The sequence below is a fragment of the Alteribacillus sp. YIM 98480 genome (assembly GCF_009765375.1).
Taxonomy (GTDB): Bacteria; Bacillota; Bacilli; order Bacillales; family Marinococcaceae; genus Alteribacillus.
This window is the reverse complement of record NZ_VTOK01000005.1, coordinates 248,592-266,801: the sequence shown is the minus strand read 5'-3', so window position 1 is coordinate 266,801 and position 18,210 is coordinate 248,592. Positions and strand designations below refer to the sequence as shown.

Annotated in this window: 14 protein-coding genes and 1 tRNA gene; 6 read left to right on the top strand and 9 right to left on the bottom strand. The window is 40.4% G+C overall.

The window, feature by feature from the left end; genetic code table 11:
* Positions 1 to 23 precede the first annotated feature (23 nt).
* From FZF09_RS08830 to FZF09_RS08805, 6 genes are all read right to left on the bottom strand, one after another.
* Positions 24 to 99: transfer RNA gene (locus tag FZF09_RS08830), tRNA-Val, on the bottom strand.
* Positions 100 to 1,207: 1,108 nt separating this feature from the next.
* On the bottom strand, positions 1,208 to 1,810 hold the full coding sequence (locus tag FZF09_RS08825) for a hypothetical protein (RefSeq protein ID WP_158736213.1): 603 nt from the start codon (positions 1,808 to 1,810) through the stop codon (positions 1,208 to 1,210).
* Between the two features lie 402 nt (positions 1,811 to 2,212).
* Positions 2,213 to 2,389 carry a hypothetical protein gene (locus FZF09_RS08820; protein WP_158736212.1) on the bottom strand — a complete coding sequence of 59 codons (177 nt, stop codon included), beginning with the start codon at positions 2,387 to 2,389 and terminating at the stop codon, positions 2,213 to 2,215.
* A gap of 89 nt (positions 2,390 to 2,478) precedes the next feature.
* Positions 2,479 to 3,618 carry a mannitol-1-phosphate 5-dehydrogenase gene (locus FZF09_RS08815; RefSeq protein ID WP_158736235.1) on the bottom strand — a complete coding sequence of 380 codons (1,140 nt, stop codon included), beginning with the start codon at positions 3,616 to 3,618 and terminating at the stop codon, positions 2,479 to 2,481.
* A gap of 5 nt (positions 3,619 to 3,623) precedes the next feature.
* Complete coding sequence (locus FZF09_RS08810; RefSeq protein WP_158736211.1) at positions 3,624 to 5,708, bottom strand: BglG family transcription antiterminator; 2,085 nt, start codon at positions 5,706 to 5,708, stop codon at positions 3,624 to 3,626.
* A 488-nt stretch (positions 5,709 to 6,196) separates the two neighbouring features.
* Positions 6,197 to 8,110: a PTS mannitol transporter subunit IICBA gene (locus FZF09_RS08805; protein WP_158736210.1), complete on the bottom strand. Its 1,914-nt coding sequence runs from the start codon at positions 8,108 to 8,110 to the stop codon at positions 6,197 to 6,199.
* 315 nt (positions 8,111 to 8,425) lie between these two features.
* Between FZF09_RS08805 and FZF09_RS08800 the strand changes: the two genes are divergently transcribed.
* The 3 genes from FZF09_RS08800 (at position 8,426) to FZF09_RS08790 (ending at position 10,433) form a co-directional block, all read left to right on the top strand.
* Positions 8,426 to 8,917, top strand: coding sequence for a hypothetical protein (locus FZF09_RS08800; protein WP_158736209.1), 492 nt, complete (start codon positions 8,426 to 8,428; stop codon positions 8,915 to 8,917).
* Positions 8,918 to 8,919: 2 nt separating this feature from the next.
* On the top strand, positions 8,920 to 9,117 hold the full coding sequence (locus FZF09_RS08795) for a hypothetical protein (protein ID WP_158736208.1): 198 nt from the start codon (positions 8,920 to 8,922) through the stop codon (positions 9,115 to 9,117).
* Between the two features lie 881 nt (positions 9,118 to 9,998).
* Entirely contained in the window at positions 9,999 to 10,433 is a 435-nt protein-coding gene (locus FZF09_RS08790) for a VOC family protein (RefSeq protein ID WP_158736207.1), read from the top strand.
* Positions 10,434 to 11,072: 639 nt separating this feature from the next.
* Here the strand turns inward: FZF09_RS08790 and FZF09_RS08785 are convergent.
* Positions 11,073 to 11,918: an STAS domain-containing protein gene (locus FZF09_RS08785; RefSeq protein ID WP_158736206.1), complete on the bottom strand. Its 846-nt coding sequence runs from the start codon at positions 11,916 to 11,918 to the stop codon at positions 11,073 to 11,075.
* Between the two features lie 160 nt (positions 11,919 to 12,078).
* Here FZF09_RS08785 and FZF09_RS08780 point away from each other — a divergent pair, with 160 nt between their 5' ends.
* Both FZF09_RS08780 and FZF09_RS08775 read left to right on the top strand, forming a co-directional pair.
* Entirely contained in the window at positions 12,079 to 12,837 is a 759-nt protein-coding gene (locus FZF09_RS08780; protein WP_158736205.1) for a (S)-benzoin forming benzil reductase, read from the top strand.
* Positions 12,838 to 13,075: 238 nt separating this feature from the next.
* Positions 13,076 to 15,229, top strand: coding sequence for a heavy metal translocating P-type ATPase (locus tag FZF09_RS08775; RefSeq protein WP_158736234.1), 2,154 nt, complete (start codon positions 13,076 to 13,078; stop codon positions 15,227 to 15,229).
* Here the strand turns inward: FZF09_RS08775 and FZF09_RS08770 are convergent.
* Positions 15,165 to 15,344 (bottom strand): hypothetical protein, encoded by a 180-nt coding sequence (locus FZF09_RS08770; protein WP_158736204.1) that lies wholly within the window; start codon positions 15,342 to 15,344, stop codon positions 15,165 to 15,167. The two genes, FZF09_RS08775 and FZF09_RS08770, sit on opposite strands and share 65 nt — an antisense overlap.
* Positions 15,345 to 15,545: 201 nt before the next feature.
* A complete protein-coding gene (locus FZF09_RS08765; RefSeq protein ID WP_158736203.1) occupies positions 15,546 to 17,561 on the bottom strand; it encodes a methyl-accepting chemotaxis protein in 2,016 nt (671 codons plus the stop codon).
* A gap of 249 nt (positions 17,562 to 17,810) precedes the next feature.
* Between FZF09_RS08765 and FZF09_RS08760 the strand changes: the two genes are divergently transcribed.
* Positions 17,811 to 18,014 carry a hypothetical protein gene (locus tag FZF09_RS08760; RefSeq protein ID WP_158736202.1) on the top strand — a complete coding sequence of 68 codons (204 nt, stop codon included), beginning with the start codon at positions 17,811 to 17,813 and terminating at the stop codon, positions 18,012 to 18,014.
* The last annotated feature ends 196 nt before the right edge of the window (positions 18,015 to 18,210 follow it).

Sequence of the window (18,210 nt, the reverse complement as noted above, 5' to 3'; positions counted from 1 at the left end):
GAGGGGTTCAGCGTTTTTGTTTATGGTGTCCCGTGCAGGGCTCGAACCTGCGGCCTCCACCCTGTCAAGGTGGCGCTCTCCCAACTGAGCTAACGGAACGTTACGTTATATGACATTAAGTAGGTGGAAAATCAACGTTTCAACGAAATTGTCGAAGAAACAACTTTCATTTGTTTCGTGCACATTGAATATTATAACGGTTAACACCGCTTATACGCAAGGGAAAATTGCGCTTATATGCCGCCAAAATTTCGTAATTAACCGAACAGTTAGCAGCTAAGTCAAGACTAATAGCGTCAGAATAAACATCTCTGCAAAAAATAACGAACCCATCATTCAGGTTCCAAGCGTTCTGAAACGCTATCGAATTCCCCTTTCGTTTATTCGGATTCTGCTTTCGCTTTTCTTTCACACATTTTGTGAAGTCTTCCGTATATTTCAATTATGCAAAGTAAAGGCAACGTGTAAATCATATAAGTCGAAGCCATTTTGTTTGTTCGAAAATATTGAATGAAATTGTTTACGTTTGAAAAGTTGGTTTCCCACGCACTGAATATGAAAATTGGGAACATAATTATAAATGTATATTTCACAAGCAAAGGAATTTGTGTTCTGAAAATATACCACGAAGGAACGAACACAAATATCAGATATATGAAGAAAACAATCAACACCATCGTCAAAGCAGATTCCCGCACCGTACTGGCCGAATTATTCGCATAGTCCACAGGAAAACCACCTATTGAAAACATTAAAGCTAAGTGCACTAAAAATGTAATCATCGTCAATATAAATATTCTAAAACTAAAAAGTTCGTTCGATTTCATTGGCTTTAATGCCTGAACGAATTTCATCAATATCCCCCTTCGCATACATGTTTTCTTAGGTTCGGCTTCATGGTTCTAATCGTTCAAAATTATACTTTTCTTCAATTTCTTCATGACTACGTTTAGGAAGAGTTCTGATATACGGCGGTTAAAGCCTTTCCGTCTATCTGTTCAACTACAATATGAATGTCTTCGTTGAAGTAATGTTCACGAGCATTGTGTTTTCAGGGTTTCTCTCAATTATATCTGTCATAATAGCTTCGAAATCAAACTCCGTGTCACATTTTTTGTTAGTTTCATAGCTTACATAATGAATATCGAATCCCTCTTTCTCTTTTAAAAGACCGACCCCCAATTATCTCGTTTTAATCCGTGTCGCCTTATTGATCCATCTCTACTTTTTCAACAATTTCTTCGACTTTCTCACTATTATTAGTAGATTCACCTTCATCTAGTGCGATATTAACTGAATTCCAAAATCTAGCTTTGTTTTCATTGTTGAAAGCCACGTCAAGGTCGTGAATAACCCTGTGGGAGTACAACAACGCATCATAATTATATGTTTCTTGTGCATACCAAGCTAAAGCTGCAAAGTTTTCAACATCTTTTCTAAGGGTAGCATCTTCTATCGTTTCTGCCGCTTCCAACGCTAAAGTTGAATATTTTTCCAAATGAAGTGAAATGTCTTCCCAATTTTCTTCATAGGCGTCTATATTATTATTTACTTTCGAATATTTCGTATGGTCGCCGTAACCAGTAATGTCATTTAACAAGACATGTGCTTCGCTGATTGTTTCTTCAACAAACATGTCTTCTTCTGGTCCAACTTGGTTTTCTTTAAACTGCACGACTGATTCGGATGCTTTCATCATTCCTCCATCTGATTTTTTTGTGGTGTTATCCATAAAATGTACAACAAAGAACCCTGCAGCGGATAATACGATAATCGCCGCTGCTGCGGATGTGATAATAAACCATTTCATAATATAACCCCCGTCTTCGTTCATCTTCCACTTCTGCTCACTTTATTTCTTCGATGAATGTGTATCCGCCACCAATGGAGACATCCCCCACTGTCTTCGCTGAACCCTTGGCGTAATCGACGGGAAACCCATCTAACGAATCCCTAACAAACTAACTAGATCATTTTCCATTTTGTACCTTTTCTAAAGTACCACTAATAAATAGTTCTGTAAATGTTTTGTAATAAAATAGATGAGAAAAAACTTCCACCATCGTTACGGTGCTTCTGTTCAAATAAATTCACCTAAAAGATTAGATCCTTTTGGAGGTGTTAACCTCCGACCACCGCGCTTCCCCCGTACATGGCGGTTACCTCTTTTTTATTAAAAGTGAGGTTCGCTGCCGACTTTAGCTAGCTGTTACTATACTTTCTTCACGGAATCATAAAGAAAGTGTGTATATGTGGCACACCTAAGAAAAGCGCAAACGCCTTGCTCACGAGCGACAAGTCCTGGAGGGTCGGCATAGGGAAAGCTGATCTTTGCTTTCCATTGACGAACCGAAGGAAGCTCGAGCGAGTAGGCGCTTGCGCTAGACATGTAAAACACCAACTATTTATAATTTCTTCCCTTTTAAAAAAAGACTGCCGATTTTTTCGGCAGCCTCCTGCGTTTCTCAAGTATCTTATTTACCCTTTTAACCCCTCATACTGCTTAATAACTTCTTTGGTGATGTCGCTGTCTTCACCTAGCCCGCTCACTTTTTTTAGAACATGCCGAGGGCCGTTTTTCTTCAGCATATCCTGGATTTCCACTGCTTGTTCGTCTTCTGGATCATCGAACAAGAGCGCTGCAGCGATTGCCTTTGCGAGGTTCGAGTAAGGCAGGCCTGCTTTTTGTGATTCTGTTGTTGGTCGAATCAATCTGTCTTCAGGACCTAGTTTGCGGATGGGGGCGCGTCCTACTCTTGTAACGCTGTCATTCAAATACGGATTTTTGAAGCGTTCGATATTCTTCGTTATATAACGCTCATGCTCTTCTTTATCAAGACCATATTGTTTTACTAAATAGGCACCGGTTTCTTTCAGTGTCTCCTTGACCTGCTCTGCTATTTCTTCATCGGCGAGCGTTTGATCTATGGTGGATTTTCCTTTCAGGTAGCCAAGATAAGCAATAACGGCATGGCCGGTATTGACGGTAAATAGCTTTCGTTCAATAAAAGGATCAAGATCCTCCACCATCTTCATTCCTTTAACTGGCGGAATGCTTTCCTTTGTTTCCACGACCCATTCATAATAGGGCTCCACCAGCACATCCAGTGAGTCGTCCTCCTGAATCGGAACAATCCGGTCCACAGCAGAATTAAAGAAATATACCCTTTCTTCGAGGCTAGCTTTCGTTTCTTCGTCAAGATGATCGAGTATATGCTTTTTTAACATGTCTGTCGCACCGATTTGGTTCTCGCATGCAATCACATACAGCTTCTCATCGGTTGAACGGACGCGCTTGGATATAGCGCGGGCCATTAACGGGGCAATTTTTGGTAAAATATTCGGGCCAATCGCCGTCGTCAAGTAAGCGGATTGTTGAATGGCCTCTATGACATCTTGTTCTTGAGTTAGATTATTTAACCCCGTCACATTATCGACGGTTATAGTTTCTTTTTTTTCGGCAGCTAATGTGACTTGATAGCTTTTTTCATCATTTATTTTATTAATGAGCTGCTCGTTGATATCGACAAAGGTTACATGATAATCCGATTGGGAAAATAATGCACCGATAAAGCCTCTTCCAATATTTCCTGCTCCAAGATGAACGGTTTGCTTCACCATTATCATTCCTTTATCAAATTATGTTGTAAATAGTCTAAAAATAAACCTTCTAATTTCTTTTGAATCATCGCTTCGTTTGACGATGAGAAAATCATCATAGATGTGTTATTTTCAATCAAACTTGTGCTGATAATACTAAGTATTTCTTGTTCTCTCTTGCTCAAGTTTACGGGGGCTAGCATTAAAAGCAGGCTTTTCATGTGTACTTCCCCGTCGTCCATCCCTTTCACTTTACACGGCTCATCTAAATGGGAGACCTGGAATATCAGCTCCTGTACACTTTCGTCACGGCAGTGAAATAAGCCCATATTGGTGTTCGGTATCCCAAGACCTCCTTTTTTCTCCCGTTCCTCGAGCTGCCGCATGACATTATTCGAGTTTTGAATAAGCCCATCTTGCTCTGTTTGTTCAACCATTTCTTTTAAAACGTTCTTATGACCCTCTGCCTCCTGTTTTCGATATACTCGGAAATTGTTGAGAATGGCTTCCATGCTGAAATGAACTTCTTTAATTTCCTGCAGCAGATTTCGTACTTCGGATGCGTGGTAAGAAGTTTTTGGCTCCCGTTGTATAGCTGGTTTTAAATATTGTTTTTTTCTCGTCAGTTTTTCTACATTATTTTGTAAGTGATTTTTGATGAATCCTATATCTTTGTCGCTTAAGAGCGGGCTTACCAACGTGTATTCTACATCAGTAAATGGCAGTCTTACCGTAGAAAGGATGATATCATATTGCTCGAGATTGGCAGAGTGAAAATCGTTCATTGATAAAATGTCCACATTGTTAATTTCGGCAAGCTCTTTTTGAATACGGCTGGCCAGCATTTTCGACGCGCCAATTCCTGTTGGACAGACGACGACGGCATTTATTTTTACTTTTTCTTCATTCATCAAAAGGGCTGAACCGAAATGGAGAACGATAAAGGCAATTTCGTCATCTGGAAAATCAATATCGTTAAATTCATGTTCCAAACTTTTTTTCACAGCCATAAATAGCACCGGGTATTTTCTTTTAATGTCTTCGGTTAACGGATTGAACAATTCCATCTCTTGTTTTAACCGAAAGATCGAAGGCTCCATGTGTGCGAGTAAACCTTGATACAATGAAAAATCATCAGACAAATCGACATGCAGCTGAGCGGAAACATCTTGTATAACGTTTTTAATCAGCTGGCCGAGCAGGATGCTGTCGTAATAGATGGCGCCTTCAGCTTGTACTTTAGAACCTTTTAAAATAACCGTTAGAAAATGAATGTCACTGCTCGTTAACGGAACCGAAAATCTTTCTTTCAACTCTTTGCATATTGTTTCCATCACGTTGTATTCATTTGTATCTTCCTTTTCCGTGTGATCATCCTGCAAAACAAAATTAGCTTCGGTTCGCTGCAGCGACAAGCATATATGAACGATCAATCCAATATAATCGCTGTCGATTAATTTTGTCCGTTCATTATTCAACGTTTGATTCACTATTTGTTCAACCGCTAACAAGTATTCAGGTGAAAAATACCCAAGAACAGGTTCTTTTAAATAGTTCCCTTTTTGCAGCACATACAAGTTTTCTATGATGTCTTCATAAAAGTAAACGAAAACGAAGCTTGCCAGTGCCCGGCGTTTGCTGGCTTCATCTGCGTAGAGTTCTACCCCTACTCCCCTCTTTCTCGTAAGGGTAATAGAAAATTTACTTAACCAGTCTGCTAAATCATCCAAATAAGTTGTTAGAGTGGCAGTGCTTACCCCGAGCTGCTTGGCCAGCACCTGCTTTTTAAAAGAAGGGCCTTCATGAAGTAATGTAACCAGTAAACTGAGCTTTCTTTCTTCAGGCGTTTCATCAATGGGGTCAACATCCGTTATGTTTTGTATTAGTTTGTATATATGTTCATTTTTCCCATCGATAAAAAGTCCTTCATTCTCGGTATATTTCAGCGTTAAATCATATTCGTTTAAAATTTTTTCTATCGACTTCAGGTTTCTTTGAATCGTTCTTACACTCACATGTAAAAAAGCAGAAAGAGAGTGAACCGTATGCTTCCCAGAGGTTCTTACGATTAAATCAATAATGGATTTTTCTCTGGATGTAATAACCAATACGAACACTCCTTTCTTTATAAGAAAAGCGCAAGCGCCTTAAAAGAAGGAAGTTCGGCTACGAGCGTCACGTCCTGTGACAACGCCGAACTGACTCCCATCCTGGGAGCCCGCGACAGGTTCTGGAGCTTTCGCGCAGGGTCGCCTGCGGCCCGGAGTCGAAAGGGAAGAAATCCCGAGCGGCTGGGCGCTGAAGCTAGACATCAAAAACGCCAAAATGTAGACTATATTACCCAATAAGAAAAGCTCAAGCGCCTTGCTCACGAGCGACAAGTCCTGGAGGGGCGGCATATGGAAAGCTGATCTTTGCTTTCCATTGACGAACCGAAGGAATCTCGAGCGAGTAGGCGCTTGCGCTAGACATGTAAAACGCCAACTATTTATCATTTCTTACCTTTTAAAAAAACTTGGCTGCGCCGAGGTCTTCGTTATACGTATAAAATGTAGAACAGAAAGGCAGGATAACCCGCCTTTCTCTTTTTCATTACTTATTTGCTGTTGATCATTTCTTTTAATTCTTTTGCCGTTTTGGCTTCTATCATTTTATCGACATTTTCCTGTTCAGCACAAATGACGGCAATGCCGGATAGGATTTCTAAGTGAGTGCCGTCTTTTCCTGCTATACCGAAGATCAATTTCGCCTGTTCGCCGTTAAAGTCCACTCCGTCTGGAACTTGTACGACGGTAAAACCGGATTTAAGGACAGCTTTTTTAGCGTCTTCGGTGCCGTGCGGAATCGCAACGTTATTGCCCATATACGTAGAGGTGATTTCTTCTCGTTCTATCATCGCATCTACATAATTTTCTTCGACATAACCCGCTTTTACTAATGCCTCTCCTGCAAATCGGATCGCTTCTTCTTTCGTAGAGAACTCTTGGCCGATGAAGATGTTTTCCTCGAGTAGCAGATCGTCATCTTCATCCATATGAGGTTCTGTGTCTACGGCATCTTCTTCCGATTCTTCCACAAGTTCTGCTTGTTCTTCTGTTATACCGCCTTGCATCCCGGCAATAAGCTTATCGTATTCTGGACTTGATAAAAAGTTGTCGACGGATATGTGATAAGCATCCGGCAGTTTATTTTTGGCCCGGTTTGTTAATTCCTCTTGTGTTATCACGACTTCTGCATCAGCTGGGAGGTTGCTGATCGATGTGTTTGTTACCGCAGCATCCAGGCCGGCGGCTTTTACTTTTTTACGAAGAAGAGACGCCCCCATTGCACTGGATCCCATGCCAGCATCACAAGCAAACACAATTTTATTTACATCTTCTGGCATTGTGCCTTTACTAGCAGATACTTGTCCAGCGACCGAACTTTCTTTTCCTTTCATTTGTTCCATTTTCTTTGTCGCTTCATCGATATCTTCATCCTGTTTTCTGCTTGATTTCAGTACTACAGCAGAAATCAGAAAAGACACGACCGCTGCTACGATAACTGCTGCGAAGTTCGCGATATAAGCCATCCCTTCTGGAGGAGTAACCGCGGTAATTGCAATAATACTACCAGGAGATGCTGGCGCAACCAATCCTCCGCCTAATAGTACCAGTGTAAACACGCCGCTCATTCCGCCAAGGATTACAGATACAATCAACATCGGCTTCATTAACACGTACGGAAAATAAATCTCGTGAATCCCGCCAAAAAAATGGATGATTGCAGCTCCTGGAGCTGACAGTTTTGCCGTTCCTCTTCCAAACAGCATGAAAGCTAACAGGACACCTAGACCTGGACCTGGATTTGCTTCCAATAGGAACAGAAGCGATTTTCCACCTTGCTGCACCTGTTCCAGACCGATGGGGGAGAGCACCCCATGGTTAACCGCATTATTTAAGAAGAGAATTTTAGCAGGTTCAATGAGAATACTTGTTAACGGAAGTAATCCGGCCATAACGAGCCAGTCCACACCTGCAACGAGTATTTCTGTAAACGCATCAACGGCTGGTCCTACACCGAGAAACGCCAGAATCGCAAGAGCCCCGCCAAGTATACCAGAGGAGAAGTTGTTTACGAGCATTTCAAATCCCGCTCTCACTTTTCCTTCGATCACCTGGTCAAATTTTTTAATAACAAATGCCCCAAGCGGTCCCATAACCATAGCACCTAAAAACATCGGCGTATCCGGTGCACCGACGATAACCCCCATCGTCGCAATCGCACCGACCACACCGCCGCGCTGATCATGGATCAGTTTACCTCCTGTATAACCAATTAAAAGAGGCAGCAGATAGGTAACCATTGGGTCCACTAAACTGGCAAGGCTTTCATTTGGAATAAAACCAGTTGGTATAAATAACGCAGTAATTAACCCCCAGGCAATGAAAGCACCAATGTTGGGCATAACCATAGAACTGAGGAAGTTTCCAAACTTCTGTATTGCAACTTTAGCATTTGATTGAGCCATTGTTTTCTCCTTTCTTTAAAAATTCTGGCTTACCGCCAAGTCAAATGGCGGAAGCCTTTAGGAAAGTTTATAGTAAGTATTAAAAATAATAACTTGAGACTATTTTCATCTTAGGCTACCTCATGGTGATGCTTCAATAACAATGAAAACTAACTTTGTCGCACGTATCATGACAAACCTATTGTTTCTCTATGGCCGATTCCTATCCTTTTTTAGGACAGCCTTTGTCTGAATGAATATAGCAAAATGTATGTAAACGTCCAAAAAATGAAACCAATACATGAGGGTTTAACGTCTAAGAGTAAAAAGGGGGTGATGAGAATCAAATCCGTATACTCTTTCCTTTTTGGAGTAGCGATATTGCTTTCTGGATGCGGCGTGCTTGAAACATCTAACCGCAGTGAGGACCCTTTTCCGCCGCCCATACCTACTGGAACAGTAGAAATGAATAATACGCAGCATGGAATGAAAAGCGGGGGATACGAGTGGATTCAAACAAATGATGACGGGGATAGTCAGGCTGTTCAAACTGATGCTCCTTCTCCGATGCAAATCGCCGACATTATGGAGGCCATAGCGCTTAAACCTGAAACCGAAGCAGAGATTACGTTTAACAGCGAACATAAACCGCAGTTGACCTTGTACATATGGAACGAGGATGGGCGGAATACGGAAGGATCGTTGAAAGACCATTCTTTTACATTACCGGAGAAGACAGGAGAATATGTTTATGAGGTCGTTGCTGATTGGTCATATGAAAACGTGAAAGGCACTGTTTCCTATACGTTTTTAACAGAAGTGGAATAGAGTTGAAAAAAAATGGGATTGTTTCAGGAGTCATGCCCATTTTTTTACCTTTCAGAGTGGATGGCACATCTCTGGAAAATGTGGTCCTTCATGGTACGGTCGAAATGGGCCTCCCGCTCTGTTTTTATGTGCCTGAAGATCTGCGAAGCATAGATGCCGAGAAATTTGAAGACAATGAATCAAAAAAGCAGCGATTTTGAACAGACACCGGCAGTTTATTCGTCAAATCACTTGGAATGGTAGAGATATCCACTTTGTTTTGCTGATTGCATAGTTTCCTAAGTTCCATTTTTTTACAATACTAGCCGGATTCAGCGATTTACTCGCCGACTTCATACTTTTACTCGCCGTTCTTGTTCTTTTACTCGCCATTGCGAGGCTTTTACTCACCATTTGGGACTATCCTTGCCGGTTGAACCCACTGTATGGAGAACTCGCTCTTTCTAGTTGCCTGCTATATTTCTTTTTGCTTCTTTCAGCAACTTGAATATCTTCTCGACTTGGTGTTACATCCCCACTTGGATGAATGTTTTACATTAATTTTTCAAGATTTACTAACAGTATTTTTTACGATTAATGTAATTGTTTAAGCGAATTCGATTTCTTTCATGATAGATTCTTCCTCTCGATAGCAGGCTCCAATCAACAAACTAAGAAAATCTTAAAAAAGTGAACCCCGTTCCACTTTTTTATAGGGAAATGGAGTTATTTTGTGATTCAATTGTTAAGTGCATCTTTTTTATATATAGAAAGCACAAATTTGATAGAAGCACACGAATGAAATCATGAGGAGAATAGAACGGATCAACCACTGAGTATGTTTGTGTTTGTTTTTGTGTACGTGAATATATAAATAATTACTGTATATAATCCTTCCGCAAGGTTAATAATCAGCTATGTTTATTTCTCTAAATACGCTGAAAACGATGGAAAATTATACTGTAGATAATGGGCAGTATAGTACAATAAGAAAATCATAATTACTGTGTTATTAATATTGAAGTTGTATACTTTGATTAATAAACTAGGTAAAATGTGAGGTATAGAATATTTATTAACTTATAAAAGGAGTGTGTTCATTATGGTTGGGGTAGAAATTAATATGGTGGTGAAAGATAGCTTAAAAGCATTGGAATTATACGAAAATATATTTGATATCGAGCGTGTGGAGGTTTCAAACTTTCCTCGTGGTGAAAATGAGGCAGTTTTTATCCTATACGACGTTCACTTTCATATGTTAGATGAAAACCCAGAATTCCATTTGATCGCACCAAATCCTGACGACCCTAAAACTAGTTGGGTTAATGTTACTGTCCCAGATATTAAAGAGACCTATGCAAATGCGATGGATTTAGGTTGTACAGAGGTGCAACCGGTGACTGAGATTTCTGACTACGGAGTATCGAACGCCATATTCATGGATCCCTTTGGTTATATATGGATGCTGCATCAAGTACATAAAGAGGTTAGTCATGAAGAACGTATACAGATTTGGGAGGAAAAAAGGGAGAACTAACAATGGGTGTATTATTCAGACTGATGAGGGTCAATTTAGAGTTTGGAGTAAAGAGAATAAGCCAGATGGAATGATGGCTCTGAATTTGCCGGATGATTTCATTTCCATTCTTTTACAATACTAGCCGAATTATCTGGTTTACTCGACGACTTTGCACTTTTACTCGCCGATACTTCTCTTTTACTCGCCATTTTCACTACAAATAACTCGCTTTGATGGCTGAGGACCGCTGCAGTTAACACTTCAGCGTCAGCACGCCGGATAAAATAATAGGATTCATTTTATTACAATACTAGTCTAAGCATTATGACCATCTATTTGTTTGGAATCGATTCATTAAGGGTATGAAGCTTATAATAGATTTGTGCTCTTCGTCCGGCAATGAGCAAGAAAACCAGCAATGATGACGTTAGGAATGAAAAGAGTTGGCAGAAAAAAATTCCTTTTTCAATCACCTGAGGCATTCGATGAAAACATTGAATGATGGTTCTTTAAAAATGAGAAGGGGCGATTGAAATTGGAGCGCAAGTATATAACCAGGCCCCTTCCACTTTCTATATAAGCCCTCTCAAAGGCATCGTTGCTTGTCCATCTTCTATCATGTCAAATGACAACCAGTTGATTTCACAGAGGATTTCGTTATTTTTCAGCTGAAGACGTTATAAAAAAGTCAGATAACGCTTGTTGAAGGCTTCCTTTTGTTTCTGCTTTTTTTTCTAGGTTAATTCCTAAATCAATCATTTTTCTTACCACTTCAGGGCGTACGCCTGTAATAATCGGTTTGCTTCCCATGATGGAGACGCCTTCAATGACTTTCATTAAATGATCGACGACGGCTTCTTCCATGTCTGCGATTCCAGATAGGTCTAAGATTAACGTTTGAATCCGTTTTTCACCTATTTCCATCAATACTTTTTCTTCAATTGTTTTCATCCTTGATTCATCGATCGTTCCGATTAAAGGCAGAACACACATGGCGCTTGTAACAGGAATAATCGGTACAGAGAGGTTTTCCACCAATTTGCTTTGCGATTCAATCAATTTATCCTTGTATTTAGAATAGCTGAGAAAAAAAGAATTGAGGAATTTATCGATGAAATCATTAATTTTTTTCTCTAACACAAAAAAATCATCCGTGTCGTCACTGCTATTGTCCTTCAAATGACTATAGAATTGCAGGAATTTCCACAGTGTTCTTCTTATCGCCTGCACCCATTCGAGTTTAAAAGTTAAGGTTAACTTGTACCTTGCCCATGCTACTCCTTCTTGCCTTGAAAATTCAATGAGTTCTGCTTCTTTTTGTTCAACGACATATGTTACTAATTTGTGAGCATTATCTATAAGATTAATATTGCCGATCAGCTGAATTTCTTCGATTTTTTCTCTCACATTCACTGCCTCTTGCAGTAATTCATGTTCAAACTGATCTTTATTTTCCGTCAAAAATGCTTTCATATCCTGTCCTTCTTGATATGCTAAGTTCATGGTTATCACTCACCTTTGAAAATGTAATGGTTTGATTTAGTTAGATGTCTAATTCATTATACAAAGAAGGAAACAATATGTGGAGATACCTTTGTTTAGTTTCCTTTCATTCCCTTTTTGCTACAGTAATAAACTACTATTTTTTTAGGAGGTACTAAAATTGGATCACATTATTCTTACCGGAGCGTCTCACGGGATTGGGCTCGCTGCGGCGCAGCATTTTTTACAAAACGACAATGTCCATCTTTATACTATTTCTCGTACAAAAGACGAATCTTTAGCAGAAAAAGCTCGCAAAACCGGGGCTTCACTTGATCATTTTTCCTGCGATTTAACGGATAGACATCAAGTGGAAGCGATTCTTCCGGTTATTTTTCAAAACATTAACCAAGAAACCGTTTCTTCTCTTACGTTAATTAACAATGCCGGGATGGTGGAGCCAGTTGCTCCTGCAGACAAATGGGGGTCAGCAGAAGCCGAAGCTGCCGTACAATTAAACTTGCTCGCTCCGATGATTTTATCATCTTCATTTGTGAAAGCAAGCCCTTCTTTTGACGTTCCTAAAACAATATTAAACGTTTCTTCAGGGGCAGCTCATCATCCGATGCACGGCTGGAGTGTATATTGTTCGACAAAAGCCGGGTTGGATATGTTCACACGTACTTGTGCGATTGAACAAAAAGAGAACAAAGCCTCCCCTGTACGTTTTTTATCGTTTGCTCCGGGTATTGTTGATACACCGATGCAAGAAAACATTCGCTCTCTTTCAAAAGAAGATTTTCAAGCCGTCGAAACGTTCCAATCTTATAAAGATGAAGGTAAACTCCTTTCTCCAGAATCAGTGGCGGAAAAAATGGACAAGTTATTATTTGAACAAACCTTTGAAAACGGCGCTTCGATTGATGTACATGAATTGTAAAACAGCAGCATCCAGTTTCAAAAGCATCCGGAACCTTTCCGGATGTTTTTCTAAAGGAGGAACGTTTTAGCTCAAATTTATTATCGAAACGAACATCTTTTTACGCACGTTAATATTCTGCAGCAGAGGGCTCTCTTCCCTATGAAGATGCTCATATTTTTCCTTTCAAATTCATTGACATTCAAACATCTATTTGAGTAACATGAGAATATATTCAAATATTCATTTGATTGTGCAAATGCCCAGGGGGGTGAGCTTCGTGCCTGATACTGATAAAAAACAAATTTACCGCATACAAGGCTTAACCTGAGCAGGCTGCGCAGACACGTTTGAGCAAAACGTGAAGCACCTGGATGGTGTGAACAGTGCAGATGTGAATTTTGGCGCCTCTAAGTTAACCGTTTATGGAGACGTATCTGTCGAAAAACTGGAAAAAGCCGGTGCCTTTGAAAATATAGCCGTGCGTCATGAAAAAGATCAAACGCCGGTTAAAAAGGAGCCTTTTTGGAAAAAGCATGCATCCTTAATGATTTCTTTACTGCTGTTGGCAGCTGGTGTGTGTTCTCATATGTTTGTTGGAGAACATCATCTTTATACGATTCTCGCTTATCTTTCTTCCATTGTTATTGGCGGTCATTCTTTGTTCCGGACAGGACTTTTCAACCTTTTTCGCCTGCGATTTGATATGAAAACATTAATGACGGTGGCGATTATTGGAGCGGTGCTGATTGGTGAATACGGAGAAGGTGCTGTTGTTGTTATTTTGTTTGCGATTAGTGAAGCGCTTGAGCGGTTTTCGATCGATAAAGCGCGGCAATCGATTACGTCACTCATGGAGATTGCACCGAATGAAGCGCTTATACGACGAGATGGAACAGAAGCTGTCATACCAGTGGATGATATACAAATTGGAGACACGCTGCTTGTCAAACCCGGCGAAAAAATTGCCATGGACGGACGTATTACAAAAGGCGTCTCTACGATTAATCAAGCAGCCATTACCGGAGAATCGGTTCCAGCTGAAAAGCAATCCGGAGATGATGTTTTTGCAGGTACGCTTAATGAAGAAGGTTTTTTAGAAATAGAAGTTACCAAACGCGCGGAAGATACAACGCTTGCTAAAATCATTCACCTCGTCGAAGAAGCACAGGCTGAAAAAGCACCATCGCAAGCCTTTGTGGACCGCTTTGCTAAGTATTATACGCCTGCAATTATAGCGGCTGCTTTCTTCGTTGCCATTTTTCCTCCTTTATTATTCGGAGCACAGTGGAGCATTTGGATTTATCAAGGGCTGGCTGTTCTTGTCGTCGGCTGTCCGTGTGCACTCGTTATTTCTACTCCAGTCTCTGTCGTAACAGCGATTGGCAATGCTGCAAAAAATGGTGTTCTTATAAAAGGCGGCGTCTATTTAGAAGAAATGGGAGCTATTCGAGCAGTCGCATTTGATAAAACCGGTACGCTGACGTATGGGGTCCCTTCTCTTACTGACATTGCTATTTTCGCTGACGATCAAGAAGAAATGTTTTCTTATTTGGCAGCGTTAGAAAATCATTCCCAGCATCCGCTTGCTGCAGCAGTCACAAGACAGGCTAATGAGCAAAAGATTGATTACAAAAACGTAAACGTAGAAGCGTTTCAATCGATTACTGGAAACGGCATTCAAGGCCGCATTAACGGCACTATGTATTATGTCGGGAAGCCATCTTTTTTCCATAAAGCATTATTAACAGATCATGTCAATCAGTTCATGGAAGAATGGACAACAACAGGTAAAACCGTGATGGTAATGGGAACCAATGAGAAAATAACGGCAGTTCTAGCTGTGGCAGATGAAATACGGAGCTCAAGCCCAGCTGTTCTTCAGCGTCTGCATGCATTAGGTATAAAAGAAACGGTCATGTTAACGGGAGACAATGAACAGACAGCCCAAGCGATCGGTACAATTGCAGGAGTCAAACATGTTCAATCCGAACTTCTGCCTCAAAACAAACTTGATGTGATTAAAAACATGATGAAAAAAAACCAGAAAGTAGCAATGGTTGGAGATGGGGTTAATGATGCTCCTGCTTTGGCCAATGCAACAATAGGAATTGCGATGGGTGGTGCCGGGACCGATACGGCGCTTGAAACGGCCGATGTGGCACTTATGGCAGATGATTTAGAAAAACTTCCATTTACGGTACAGCTCAGCCGCAAAGCACTCCGCATTATTAAGCAGAATATTGTTTTTTCAATTGGTATTAAACTGCTCGCCCTCCTGCTCGTTATTCCAGGATGGCTGACGCTGTGGATTGCTATTTTCGCCGATATGGGAGCTACCTTACTTGTTACTTTAAACGGACTTCGCTTATTAAAGCTAAAAAACAAAGAAAAAAGCCCAAACACTTTGTAAGAAAAGCGCAAGCGCCCTGTCCAAATCCTGGAGGGTCGGCATATGGAAAGCTGATCTTTGCTTTCCATTGACGAACCGCAGGAACCTCAAGCGAGTAGGCGCTTGCGCTAGACATGTAAAACGCCAAATATTTATAATTTCTTACCTATTAAAAAAGAAGTTCTTGTTCTCAAGTACAACCACTGACTCGGACCTGGAGATCAAATAATAAAGAGAAATTATCCATTTGACAAAATTCTTTATGGCGAAAGATGCAGTTCAATAAAAGTAAAAAGCTATCTTTAAGGGGAACTCCCCTTTAGATAGCTTTTTATTATCATTTCGTATTATCTTTTTTTAGATTAAACTGGTTAACGACTTCTTGTAATTCAGCCGCCATTTGACTTAACGATTGAGCAGAAGAATCGATTTCTTGCATCGAGGCGAGTTGTTCTTCTGACGAAGCTGCTACCGTTTGCGTGCTAGCTGACGCTTCTTCTGAAATACGGTTCATTTCTTCAAATGCCGCCGATATTTCTTGACTGCTAGAAGATAATTGTTCTGATGAAGCAGCCATTTGTTCTATATGTTCTGCCACTTCAAGTGTGGACGTATGAATGTTTTCAAATTTTTCTCTTGATTCATTAACAACCTCCATTCCATCTTCTACTTCTTTGGTTACGTTTTTAGTGGATTCGGAGGATTCAGCCATATCTGTTTGAATGTCTCTAATAATACTGGCAATTTGATTGGATGATTGCTGGGATTCTTCCGCTAACTTTCTTACTTCTTCGGCAACGACCGCAAAACCTTTACCGTGTTCACCAGCTCTTGCTGCTTCAATCGCTGCATTAAGAGCAAGCAGATTCGTCTGTTCTGCTATATCGGAAATCACATTTAATATTTTTTCTATTTCTTGAGATCGTTGGCCTAGGGCCTGATTGACCTTATTGGATTCTTCGACCGCCCCAAGAATAGATTCCATTTTATGATATGTATTTTGAACGGACTTGCCGCCTTCTTCTGCTTTTTCCAGTGTAAGGCTTGATGTCTGTGCAATGTCTGTTACTGAAGATGCCATCTGCTGAATTCCGTCGGTTATTTCTTTTAATGCCTTTACATTGTCCTGTGATTGGACTTTTTGCGTTTCTGCTCCGCTTGCGACTTGCTGAATCGATGTTGTAATATCTTCAGACGCTTGGCTTGATTGTTCAGCGCTCGCATTTAATTGTTGAGAAGAAGAGCTGACTAATTCCGCATTTTGTTCGACTTGCTGTATGATGGCTTTTAAATTTTCTGTCATCTTATTAAAGTGATAAGCTAATTCCCCTACTTCATCGCGTGTGTGGATGACAGCACGATCTTCTGATAAATCGCCTTGCGCCACCCGTTTCACTTTTTCCGTGATGATTTGGACAGGCTTACTGATTTTTCGAGCGACCAACACAGCTGCTAATACGAGAAGGATACTTGCTGCAGCAAGAATAATAATGGAAAAAAGCTGGATCTGATCTGTCACTGATAAAATATGGTCCATCGGCGTTGCTAAATATAAACCATATCCTGCTTGTGTCACAGGAGCATACGACATAACCGCTGCTTCGCCGTTATTTTTCAGTTCAGAAGCGCCGTTTGACGTTTTTCCTTCTTCAAATATGGACACGACATTCTCATTGAAACCAGCTTCTTCTACCGTTTGTCCTATGAGTTCTTCTTCTGGATGGAGCTGAATAATATTTTGCTTATCAATTAGTATAGCTTCTGCCCCTTCCATGTTTTCATCTGTCATTGTTAAAAACTGCTCCACTAGTGCTTCAAAATTAAGAGATGCACTCATTACCCCAATAATATTATCATCATCATCCATTACAGGCGTGGCAACGACGACAATCCGATTGCCTGTCGAGTTGGAAGTAAGAACATCGGAAATGGAATCTTCTCCTTGCATACCGTTTTGAAAATAATCTCGCTCTGACAAATCTAATGAACCGATTTCTTCGGAAGAAGTGTGGGCACGAACGATTCCTTCAGGATCTGTAAAAACGACGGTTTCATAAGCAGCATCCTGTTCTTTCACATAATTCATCAACCCTAACCGTTCGTCCAAGTCATTTGATATAATATTTTCCGTTTGCGCTGTTAATTTTACTTCTTCCAGCCTTTTATCAAGCCATTGTTCTAACCCTTCTGCTGTACTTAACGAAATGTTTTCCATGGCATTTCTTTCTTTTGCCACCATTTCATTGCTGCTTAATTGATAAATAAACATAGATGAAACAATAAGCGGAATGAGACCGACCAATAAAAAACTAATGATTAATTTCTTTCTAATCGTAAACATTTTCTTCTTCATATTTCCACTCCTTTTTCTGTCCAAACGGAAGTATACCAAAAGTCATGGGTCTAGTGGAGTGCAATATTTACTTTTCTGTATTTCATTACAAAAGTCCTATATTATTATTTTTGAAAAATTTACATGGTTTTTTACTGAAGCAGCAGTACATCTTATAAAACGAGGGCAAAACATTCCCTCTACTTCTGCTTTCGTTTGATGAGCATTATGCTGATTGAAGGGAAAGCGGCTTACAGGAGATGATGATAAGTGGCACATCGTGAGAATAAAAACCGACAAGATCAGAAAAATCGGGAGCTTAACAAGGCGAACCGAAAACGAAACCAAAATCATCAGCGTGAATTGCACATGGACAACATGAACACGGAATTTGCTTGTGAATCAGAATTTCAAGACGATCTTGACAACCTGAATAACCGCGGCAACCGTGAAGAAAACTGCAACGACTGCTAATCTCCTGGGGAGGGCTGTCCCAATTTGGGGCAGCTCTTTTTTAGTTTTTTAGTAATTGGCAGCTGGTCAAAATTAGAAAAGTTCGGCCTTCCTTGGAATCCTCTGGTGGAAGAGGTAGTAGTTTTGCTTATCCTTTTAACAAAGTTAAACATTCCCATAAGAAAAGCCCAAGCGCCTTGCTCACGAGCGACAAGTC

What these genes read in the sequence shown, in the direction of transcription:
- FZF09_RS08785 (WP_158736206.1), bottom strand. Translation starts at nt 11,918, where the DNA reads ATGAACTTAGCATATCAAGAAGGACAGGATATGAAAGCATTTTTGACG.
- FZF09_RS08825 (WP_158736213.1), bottom strand. Translation starts at nt 1,810, where the DNA reads ATGAAATGGTTTATTATCACATCCGCAGCAGCGGCGATTATCGTATTA.
- FZF09_RS08805 (WP_158736210.1), bottom strand. Translation starts at nt 8,110, where the DNA reads ATGGCTCAATCAAATGCTAAAGTTGCAATACAGAAGTTTGGAAACTTC.
- FZF09_RS08765 (WP_158736203.1), bottom strand. Translation starts at nt 17,561, where the DNA reads ATGAAGAAGAAAATGTTTACGATTAGAAAGAAATTAATCATTAGTTTT.
- FZF09_RS08800 (WP_158736209.1), top strand. Translation starts at nt 8,426, where the DNA reads ATGAGAATCAAATCCGTATACTCTTTCCTTTTTGGAGTAGCGATATTG.
- FZF09_RS08770 (WP_158736204.1), bottom strand. Translation starts at nt 15,344, where the DNA reads ATGTCTAGCGCAAGCGCCTACTCGCTTGAGGTTCCTGCGGTTCGTCAA.
- FZF09_RS08790 (WP_158736207.1), top strand. Translation starts at nt 9,999, where the DNA reads ATGGTTGGGGTAGAAATTAATATGGTGGTGAAAGATAGCTTAAAAGCA.
- FZF09_RS08820 (WP_158736212.1), bottom strand. Translation starts at nt 2,389, where the DNA reads ATGTCTAGCGCAAGCGCCTACTCGCTCGAGCTTCCTTCGGTTCGTCAA.